Here is a 7465-nt window from a genome sequence, read left to right on the forward strand (position 1 = left end):
TAAATCAATGAATATAAAAGAGTATTTAGGCGACCTAATTGGCGGCAGTTTACTGATAACGGAGTCTAGAATAATCGCGGAATCGCTGCTTAAAAAGCTTCCTGAAGACGAATGGAAGTCGCTAATCGTTGAGCAAAATGTGCTCCAGAAAAAATCCGGTCAGACTGCCATTCGTTATGCTAGAACCATCCGTTGGCGTATTGAGGGAATGGGAGAAGCGTTTATGAGTGAACTTTTGGCTGCGAGTGAGCGCGCGTATGTCCAGATGCTCATGGTTTCATTGCTGATTCACTCTCCGATCGTCGTTGACTTTATGCGCCTCACCCTCGCAGAGGCTCGTCGTACTTATAAGCCCGCTTTGACTGCTGACGCATGGTCGGAGTTTTATGCAGTAAGAGTGAGCGCGTATGCGGAGCTTGGCAATTTCTCTGACACGACTGTCAAAAAAATGGGTAATAACGCTATTAAGGCATTGGTTGACAGTGGTTATCTGAGTGACAGTAGAACAAAGAAAATACAACCTGTTTACCTCATGCCAGAAGTTAAAGGTTGGTTAGTACATCTGGGCAGAGAAGATTTGATTGATGTTATGGAGTGCACAATATGAAGGCGCTTCAGGCTAGGCTTGATCTAATTTTAGAAAGGATTGAAACCCCTCAGTTCTTGAAAAACGATGGTTTGGGCAATGAAATAGGATTTTGGATATTTGATTACCCCGCTAAGTTTGAATTGGTACTTCGGGAACACCTCAGACATGTAGATGAAAAGCTCACCAAACGCGGGTACTGCTTTGCTCATATCAATATTTTTCAAGTCTTGATAGAGATGCTTGAGAAGCGTGATCTATTTGATCGAGCTTGCCAGCGTGAACTGCAAGTCGGTGTCGATGGTGTCCGAAAAACACTGTCAGGCCCTCTGAGCCAAGATAAAGTAGCAAAGCATATTGCGAACACGTATCAACCATCAGAACTTGATTTTATGCTGCTGTCAGGTTTAGGCAGCGCCTGGCCTCTTGTCCGGGGTCACGAGTTACTGAGTGCTTTGCAAGACGTTATGGGCAATACGCCACTAGTGCTTTTCTATCCAGGTGAGTATAGCGGAATGGATTTGCACCCTTTCGGTATGATCGAATCTAAAAACTATTATCGCGCCTTCAAGCTAGTGCCTGAAGACGGTAAAAAATCCTTTTCAGAATATAAGAAGTAGAGCAGGGAGCCTCCTGAATGAAAATTGAACAGATTTTTTCTAAAGAGCTGACACGTAATATTAACGGCGTTGTTAAAGCCGAGCAAAAAGACAATGACAGCGTGTACGTTGAGCTTGATGAGTATGTAGTAACTCGCGAGTTGGACCGACACTTTCGGGCATTCTTTGAAGCTTATGTAACATCGGTAACGCAAAGCGACGCAGCAATGTCGGGTAAAATTGGTGTATGGATTTCTGGCTTCTTTGGCTCGGGTAAGTCTCACTTCCTAAAAATTCTATCTTACCTTCTTGAGAACAAATCAGTTAAAAAAGATGGCCAAGGCCGCCAAGCCTTTGATTTTTTTAAAGATAAAATCAGCGACGCTATGCTGTTGGCGGACATCCAAAACTCGGTTACCAAAGATACAGATGTCATTCTCTTTAACATTGATTCACGAGCCAATACGGATGACCAAGAAAATGCCATTCTTAAGGTTTTCCTCAAAGTATTTAATGAACGAGTAGGATACTGCGCTGATTTTCCTCATATTGCTCACTTAGAACGTGAGCTTGATAAGCGTAATCAATACGCATCTTTCAAGGATAAGTTCGCTGAGTTGACACTATCAACTTGGGAAACAGAGCGTGACGCTTATGACTTTTATCGAGACGAACTAGCAGAAGCGCTTGCTTATGCCAGTGAGCAATCATTAGAGTCTGCCAAAGCGTGGGTTGAGCAAGTTGAAAACAATTTTCCGCTAGATATCCGTAATTTCTGTAAATGGGTCAATGAATATCTAGATCGTTCCGGGGATCGAAATATTCTGTTTTTAGTCGATGAAGTCGGCCAGTTTATCGGTAAAAACACCCAAATGATGTTGAAACTTCAGACCATTACTGAGGATCTTGGCACCTACTGCGGAGGTAGAGCTTGGGTCGTTGTGACATCACAGGCTGATATTGATGTAGCCATCGGAGGGATGGATAAGCGCGATGGCGAAGACTTTTCTAAAATTCAGGGGCGTTTTAGTACTCGCTTACAGCTATCGAGCTCGAATACTTCGGAAGTGATTCAGAAGCGTCTGTTGCTGAAAACGGAAGAGGCCCACACGCGTCTCGCCGGTGTCTTCGCTGAAAAAGCCGATATTCTTCGCAATCAGCTGACATTTGATAAAACGACAACGGCTTCTCTAAGAGGTTATACCGACGCCCCGTCTTTCGTAGACAACTACCCGTTTGTCCCTTACCACTACACGCTGGTACAAAAAGTGTTTGAGTCAATTCGAACAAAAGGCGCGACGGGTAAGCACCTAGCTATGGGTGAGCGTTCATTACTTGATGCTTTTCAATCAGCTGCAAAGCAGATGAAAGAGGCAGACCTTAATGTACTGATCCCATTCCATAGTTTTTATGCACCGATTGAAAGCTTCTTGGAACCAGCAGTAAAACGAACAATTGACCAAGCTTGTGAGTTAGATTCATTAACAGAATTTGACGGCAAGATGCTAAAAACTCTGTTCTTGATCCGTTATGTCGATGTTGTCAAAAGCACATTGGATAACCTTGTTACGCTTTCAATTGATCAAATCGATGCAGATAAAATTGTACTGCGCAAACAAATTGAAGATAGCCTGAGTCGTCTTGAACGACAATTACTGATTGCCCGTAATGGTGATGAATTTGTTTTCCTAACAAATGAAGAAAAAGAGATTGAAAACGAGATCCGTCACACGGATATTGAAATGTCCGAGGTCTCTAACAAGCTTTCTTCTATTGTTTTTGACGGCATATTGAAAGGTAATCGTGCTTATCGTTACCCGATTAATAAGCAAGACTTTGCAGTAAGCCGATTTTGTAACGGCCATCCAAAAGACGGTACCACGTTGGAAGACCTGGTTATTAAAGTCATTTCACCTTTGGATTCACATTATGAAGACTACGCGCATGACCAAGCGTGCATTAATCACACACTAGAGGCCGATGGTTGCGTGTTGGTTAAATTGGGAGAGCACAAGCGTCTTTGGGATGAGCTGACAACCTTCATTAAAACGGACCGATTCTTAAAGCAAAACTCGGGGCAGCGCCCAGAGCAAGCACACCTTCTGCGCGAGAAGCAGATGGAAAATATTGAGCGCGAAAAGCGCTTGAGAACCGATTTTGAAGCTTTGTTTGCAGAGGCAGACGTTTATGCGATCGGAACAAAACTACCGAAGAAATCAGCGACGCCAAGTGCCATTGTCGAAGAGGCATATAAATACGTTATCGAGAACACCTTCGCTAAATTGAACATGCTTAAGGCGACGCCTGGTGAAGTTATGCGTGAGCTAAAGGCTGTACTCGCTGCCGATGATATTGCACAAATTGGATTGGACCTGCACGCGGATGAATGTAATCCAGAAGCCACCCGTGAGATAGAGCAGTATGTTACGTTAAAAGTAGAGCGTAATGAGCCCGTGTATTTACGTGATATCGTTGCACGCTTTGGTAAGCGCCCTTATGGCTGGCCAGACAATGAAATCTTATTGCTCACTGCAAGGCTGGGCTTGGCTGGAAAGGTATCTTTTAGTACCCAGGGCACAGATCTGGCGTTGAAGAAAGCTTACGAGCCGTTTACCAGCGTGCGTAAACGCGGCGAGATCCGTGTACATAAGATCAGGCAACATGACGAGCGCCAAATTAAAAAGGCTGCTGGTCTTGTTAAAGAGATTTTTTCTAAAACTTTTACCGGCTCTGGTGAGAAGGAGCTCTACCAATTAGTGCGCGATGAATTACTGGCTTGGAATGAAGAGCTTAAATCATTCAGAACCAAGTCTCAGACTGGCCATTTTCCCGGTAAATCTCAAATTGACGATGGTCTTGCGTTGGTAGCTGGCGTTCTGGAAAAAGATGTCGGAAGTAATCCTAGCTTCGCCCTTATCGCCCGATTCTTAGAAGACGCTGATGCTCTTGAAGAGTTTGCTGAGGACTTTGAGGATCTTGATGACTTCTACAATAGCCAATTTCAAACTTGGCAAGCCCTTGCTGGCGCATTGAACGAGAAGTTTAAGGCCAATAGACCTGCGTTAGAAAAAGACAGTGAAGCATTAAAAGCGCTCACTGAATTAGAACGCATTTACAATATGCCCTCACCGTATGAGCAGCTGCGCCACATTAATCCGCTTATCGAGCAGGTGGCAAAAGTTAACTCAACATTGGTTGAAGAAAAACGCACTCATGCCTTAGAGCGTGTTGATCTGCGCATCGGACGTGTAAAGGAAGCGCTAGCTGAAGCTCATGCACCGTCTGAACTACAGAACCAAGCACTGCGCCCGTTACAAATGTGCAGACAGCGCATTGAAGCAACCTCTTCAATACCACAAATTATCAGTGAGCAAACTGAAGTGGAAGGTTACGAAGACGAAGCCTATGAGTTGCTGAATGATTTTATCGAAGATCAACGCAAAAAAGCGGAAGCTGAGCAAAGACGTCATGAGCTCGAACAGAAGAAACGCGAAGAAGCTGCCGCGAAAGCCGGTAAGGCAGCTCCAGCACCTGAGCAAGCCCCTGAACCAGTGCAGCCACAGCCGATTGCAAAACGTACCGTAACGATTAACCCAACCGATGCTATGGCAAAGTCAGTAACAACAGGATTCATTGAAAGTGAAGCCGAAGTTGATGCCTATCTTGCCGCTTTGAAAGAGCAGCTGATTGCTGCTGTCAAAGCTGGTGACCGAGTAAGAATTAAGTAAGAGCGCAAGATCACATGAATACTGCAAAGCTTAAAACATATGCGCCTCAAGCAAGACGTGAGTTTATCACCGCTGTTTCAAAACAACTAAATCAGCTAGGTATATACAGCGACAAACAGATATCAGAGGTGAAACAAGAAGGTTCAGTATTACTTATTGAAGGCAAAACCTTTGAGCCTAGCGTAAAAACGGCCAGAGAGCGATTGGTCCAAAAGGTTCAGGCAATGGGCTATAACCAGCTCGTGGAACAGATAGCTTATACTTGGTTCAACCGCCTATGTGCTATTCGCTATATGGAAATCCATGACTATCTAGGTCACGGTTTTCGTGTTTTGTCTCATCCAGACAATCCTAAAGGATTTGAAATTATCGACCATGCGCAAGACGCTGCGGATGAGCTCGGATTAGATAGAGCTCGTATTATTGAACTCAAGCTTGCGGGCAACAAAGACGAAGAGCTGTATCGTGAACTGCTGTTGGGCCAGTGCCATAAGCTACATGAGGCAATGCCTTTCTTATTTGACGCTTTGGACGATGAAACAGAACTTCTGCTACCAGACAACCTAACACGTACCGACTCAATACTGCGTGGATTGGTAGACAGCATTCCTGAAGAGGACTGGCAACAAGTCGAAGTGATTGGTTGGCTTTACCAGTTCTACATTTCTGAAAAGAAAGATCAGGTAATAGGTAAGGTGGTCAAAAGTGAAGACATCCCTGCCGCTACCCAGCTATTTACACCTAACTGGATTGTAAAGTACCTGGTACAAAACTCAGTCGGTCGTCAATGGCTGCAAACCTACCCAGATTCTGCCATTAAAACGCAGATGGAATACTACATTGAGCCTGCTGAACAATCTGACGAAGTTAACCAACAGCTAAAAGCTATTACGCCTGAATCCATTGAACCTGAAACCATTAAAGTACTTGATCCGGCTTGTGGTTCGGGTCACATATTGATTGAAGCCTACAACGTACTAAAAGCCATCTACGAAGAACGTGGTTTCCGCTCTCGTGACATTCCAAAGATGATTCTGGAGAACAACCTCTACGGCCTGGACATAGATGATCGTGCAGCGCAGCTATCTGGCTTTGCGCTGATGATGATGGCGAGAGATGACGATAAGCGTATTTTTGCCCGTAACGTGCGACTCAATGTACTGTCATTGCAGGAAAGTAACCATATCGACCTGCCGACCTTATGGAAAGCACTCAATATATCGGGAAGTTGGCAAAGCGGCACATCTCAGGGTTTGTTCTCAGAGGAAGATCAAGATTTAAGCTCGTTCAATGCAGACAACCGCTACCAACTGCTGAAGAGAACGTTGGCAAGATTTACTCAGGCCAAGACCTTTGGTTCATTGATTGATGTACCCAGCGATGAGCATGAGCAGTTAAAAGAGCTACTGAGCACACTTGTCGAACTGCAAGAGTCAGGTGACTCAATGCAAAAGCCTGCGGCGAAGCAATTGATTGAATTTGTTCATCAAGCGCTCGTGCTATCAATTCGTTATGATGCTGTTATTGCGAATCCTCCCTATATGGGAGCAAAAGGAATGAATGCGGACTTGAAAGATTTCGCAAAGACAAATTTCCCTAATAGCAAATCAGATTTGTTTGCCATCTTTATCGAACGAGGATTTGGCTGGCTGAAAAAAGCAGGTCTTAATTCAATGGTAACAATGCAAAGCTGGATGTTTTTGTCTAGTTATGAGCAGATGAGGGACTCCATATTAAGCCATAGAACTATTGAAAACATGGTGCATATGGGGAATGGAGTTATGAAAATTGCATTTGGTACGAATGCAACTATTTTCCGAAATATTCAATTGAGCGGTTATAAAGGCTTTTTTTTATATGCTGATAATGAAGATATAAATGAAGATGGTGTGCCCTTTGAATTCCCTGTAAAGAATGAACGGTTGAAGCTTGCTGCATCAGATGATTTCAAAAAAATTCCGGGGAGTCCGATTGCTTATTGGGTGTCAGAGAATATACTTCAAGCCTTTGAGAATGGCGTGAGTCTAAAAACTATTGGCGATACTCGACAAGGTATGGCGACCAGTGACAATAATAGATTTTTAAGACTGTGGTTTGAAGTTAACTTTCATAGTGTATTTTTGGGTGCTTTAACGAGAGAAGAAGCTAAAGATTCCAATAAAAAGTGGTTTCCTTATAACAAAGGTGGGGACTATAGAAAGTGGTATGGAAACTCTGAATATGTAGTGAATTGGGAATTTGATGGTAAAGAATTGCTTGAATATGCTAGCTCATTATATGGAAGTCCTACGCGAACTATAAAAAGTATATCTGAATACTTTAAGCCGAACATAAGTTGGTCAAAAATTTCTTCAGGCAACTTAGCTATGAGATATTATCCGAATGGCTATTTATTTGATGTTGCAGGCTGTTGTATTTTTTCAGATAGCCAGAGTGACTTGTTGTTTTTATTGGGCTTTAGTAATACCAATATGGTTCGCTCTCTACTTGAGAGTATATCTCCTACCGTAAATTTTGAAGCTGGACAGATTGCCTCCTTGCCAATTTTAAAT

4 protein-coding genes are annotated in these 7465 nt (G+C 43.4%); all 4 read left to right on the plus strand.

Annotated elements, in window-relative coordinates; genetic code table 11:
- The first annotated feature begins 7 nt into the window (after positions 1–7).
- Positions 8–607: a DUF1819 family protein gene (locus BZG84_RS14205; RefSeq protein ID WP_077678369.1), complete on the plus strand. Its 600-nt coding sequence runs from the start codon at positions 8–10 to the stop codon at positions 605–607.
- Complete coding sequence (locus BZG84_RS14210) at positions 604–1206, plus strand: DUF1788 domain-containing protein (protein ID WP_077677745.1); 603 nt, start codon at positions 604–606, stop codon at positions 1204–1206. The genes BZG84_RS14205 and BZG84_RS14210 overlap by 4 nt, the downstream gene beginning before the upstream one ends.
- A 17-nt stretch (positions 1207–1223) precedes the next feature.
- A complete protein-coding gene (brxC, locus tag BZG84_RS14215; protein ID WP_077678370.1) occupies positions 1224–4913 on the plus strand; it encodes a BREX system P-loop protein BrxC in 3690 nt (1229 codons plus the stop codon).
- A gap of 14 nt (positions 4914–4927) precedes the next feature.
- The coding region (gene pglX / locus BZG84_RS14220) for a BREX-1 system adenine-specific DNA-methyltransferase PglX (RefSeq protein WP_077678371.1) at positions 4928–7465 on the plus strand (2538 nt) is incomplete at its 3' end.

It is taken from the genome of Salinivibrio sp. PR932, from assembly GCF_001996125.1.
Lineage (GTDB): Bacteria > Pseudomonadota > Gammaproteobacteria > Enterobacterales > Vibrionaceae > Salinivibrio > Salinivibrio proteolyticus.